Consider the following 2965-nt stretch of genomic DNA (forward strand, 5'->3'; position numbering starts at 1 on the left):
GACGTTCGACATCTATGGCGAGCATGTCGGCGAGGTCTTGTGCCATCCAATCATTGGCAACCATGCCACCGTCGATGCGCAGTTCAGCCCAATCGGCACCGTCCGCAGCAAATGCTGTTTTCAGGTCATGGGTCTGGTGGGCCATCGCCTCCAGCGCGGCGCGGGCGACATGCGCCTTGGTCGCCGAGAAGCTCAGACCGCTGATGCTGGCCCGCGCATCGGGGCGCCAATGCGGCGCGCCAAGGCCCGACAGCGCCGGCACAAGATATACGCCGCCATTGTCGGGAACGCTGCGTGCCAGTGTCTCGGTGTCCGCAGCGTGCGCAATAAGCCCGAGATCATCGCGCAGCCACTGGACGAGGCTTCCTGCGACAAATACCGATCCTTCCAGTGCGTAATGCCGATCACCACCCAATTGATATAAGATGGTCGACAGCAGACGGTTGCGTGACTGGCGCAATGTCGTGCCCGTTTGCGTCAGCACAAATGCGCCCGTGCCAAATGTTGCCTTGGTCTGGCCAACGGCGAAGCAGCCTTGGCCGATGGTGGCGGCTTGCTGGTCCCCCGCCATACCCGCAATGCGGATTGGCCCGCCAAAATGCCCCGGCAATGTCGTGCCAAGATCGCCTGCACAGTCGGTTATCTCGGGCAATATGTCGCGCGGCACGCCGAATAGGTCGGTAAGGCCATCGTCCCATCCGCCGCTGCCAATCGCCATCAACGCTGTGCGTGATGCGTTGGTTGCATCGGTGATATGGCCGCCGCCCGTCAGGCGAAATACGAGATAGCTTTCGACCGTGCCAACCGCGAGATGCGCGCCAGCATCCTTTAGCTGCGGCCAGTTTTCCAAGGCCCAGCCGATTTTGGAGCCAGAGAAATAGGGATCGAGCAACAGGCCGGTTTTGGCCTGAACAACGGGTTCTTCGCCCTGTTCCTTCAACGCCGCGCATATGTCTGCGGTGCGACGGTCCTGCCATACAATCGCAGGGGCAAGCGGCTTGCCCGTGTGCTTGTCCCAGAACACAATGGTCTCGCGTTGGTTGGTGATGCCAATGCTCGCAATGCGGTCTGCGCCGCCTGCTTTTGCAATGATGGTCTGCGCGCATTCCAGCGTCAGTTTCCAGATTTCTTCGGCATCATGCTCCACAAGGCCAGGCGCCGGATAATGCTGGGTCAGCGGGCGTTGGCAGCTATCCACGGCAGTGCCGTCGGCGGCAAACAGAACGGCGCGGGTTGATGTCGTGCCTTCGTCGATAACAATGATATATTCGCTCATGCCTCAATCGCCGAAAGCCGGCGTCCTTCCTTGCTCCAGATAAACACGGCCCGATTGCCAAAGATGATGCGGTTCACCGTCAATGCGGTCAACACACAGGTCACAAGGACAATCGCCATGACGTCTATATAATGCAGCCAGCCGATTCCCATATGCTGGTAAAATGTTTCGCCTGCATAAAGCGTGTCGGGTACGTACAAAATGAAATTGTGGAACGCATAAAGCGCAACGCCCCAAACCAATCCGGCAATCGCGGCCCGTGCATCCATATTCCGGAACAGCAGGCCGGTAATGAATGCCGACAGGATTGGCATTGATGACAGGCCGTTGAGCTGCTGCAACAGGTTGATGATGCTTTTTGCGTTTTCATAGACCGGGACCAGCAAAATCGACGTGATGGTTAGAATGATCGACACAATCGCCGCAAGCCGCCAGTGGTTGGCAACCGGGCGGATGAATTTGTCATGAAAATCGACCGCGTATAATGCCACCGAACTGTTCAATATGGCGCTGGTGTGCGCGATAACGGCGGCCATCATCATGGCGGCAAACGCGCCGGACATCCAACCGGGCAATACATGCGCCACAAGCTTTCCATATGCCGCATCGCCCAAGCTACCGAACAGCTTATAGGCGACGACGCCCGGAATGACGACGATGGCGGGGATGATGAGGATGCGGACGGCGGCCGCGGCGAGTACGCCCTTTTGCGCTTCTTTGACGGTCGGCGCGGTCATCGCTTTTTGGGTGATATTCTGATTGGTCGACCAATAGAATATCTGGATGAAAATCATGCCCGTGAACAATGTGTGGAACGGGATGGGGGAATCGATGCTGCCAATCATCGATGTGCGTTCGGCCGGCACAGTGGACAGGTCAAAGCCGACCGCAGCCAGTGCCAATATGACCACCAAAAACGCAATCGCCAGCACGCCGATGCCGGAATAGGTGTCCATAACCGCAACTGCGCGTAAGCCGCCGGTGATGGTGTAGATGGCAGCGATAATCGCCATCGGTGCGGCAAACCAGATCAGCGACCAATCGACGCCGAACATCGATTTCAAGAACAGACTGCCCGAATAGAGCGCGGCGGGAAGGTAGATCAGGATATTGCCAAGCAGAAACAGCGCCGAAATTACCGTGCGTATGCTGCCGCCCTTGTACCGGCGTTCCAGCAATTCTGTCACCGTGGTGCAATTGTTGCGGTAATAAATCGGCACAAAAACATAGGCCAAGATCAGTAGGCCAACGAAACCCGAAATCTCCCACCACGCCAGCAGCAGCATCTGGTTGCCGTTCATGCCAACCAGTTGTTCGGTCGACAGGTTGGTGAGCGTAATCGAGCCTGCGACAAACAGCCATGTGAGCCCGCCGCCTGCAAGGAACACCTCTTTGGTGGAACCTGCGTCCTGCGCGCGCTGGGCACCTTTGCCGTGCACTTTCCAGTAAGTAAGGATGGCGATGAGCATGGTGAGCGAGACAAATATGCCGATTTGCGCCGCGCTGTTGGTTGTTTCGAACATCCGCCCCCCGATGATTTTCGTTGCAAAGCTGTGCTTTTGCTTTTTTGATAATATGCCGGTTAAACGGCTATATACAAAACACAAAGTAACAAATGGGTCGCGACGGCCAACGGAATTTCTGGGGAGCATGAGTTGGACCATTTGCGATTTGATGCCCCGGACGCGA

2 protein-coding genes are annotated in these 2965 nt (G+C 57.0%); both read right to left on the minus strand.

The window, feature by feature from the left end; translation table 11 throughout:
• The coding region (locus ACIQ5B_RS10765; RefSeq protein ID WP_397599011.1) for an FGGY family carbohydrate kinase at positions 1-1276 on the minus strand (1276 nt) is incomplete at its 3' end.
• Positions 1273-2965, minus strand: a 1693-nt coding sequence (locus tag ACIQ5B_RS10770) for a sodium/solute symporter (RefSeq protein WP_397599012.1), incomplete at its 5' end; no start/stop codon positions are given. The genes ACIQ5B_RS10770 and ACIQ5B_RS10765, both read right to left, overlap by 4 nt.

Origin of the sequence: Sphingorhabdus sp. (assembly GCF_044374345.1) — a bacterium.
Classification (GTDB): domain Bacteria; phylum Pseudomonadota; class Alphaproteobacteria; order Sphingomonadales; family Sphingomonadaceae; genus Sphingorhabdus_B.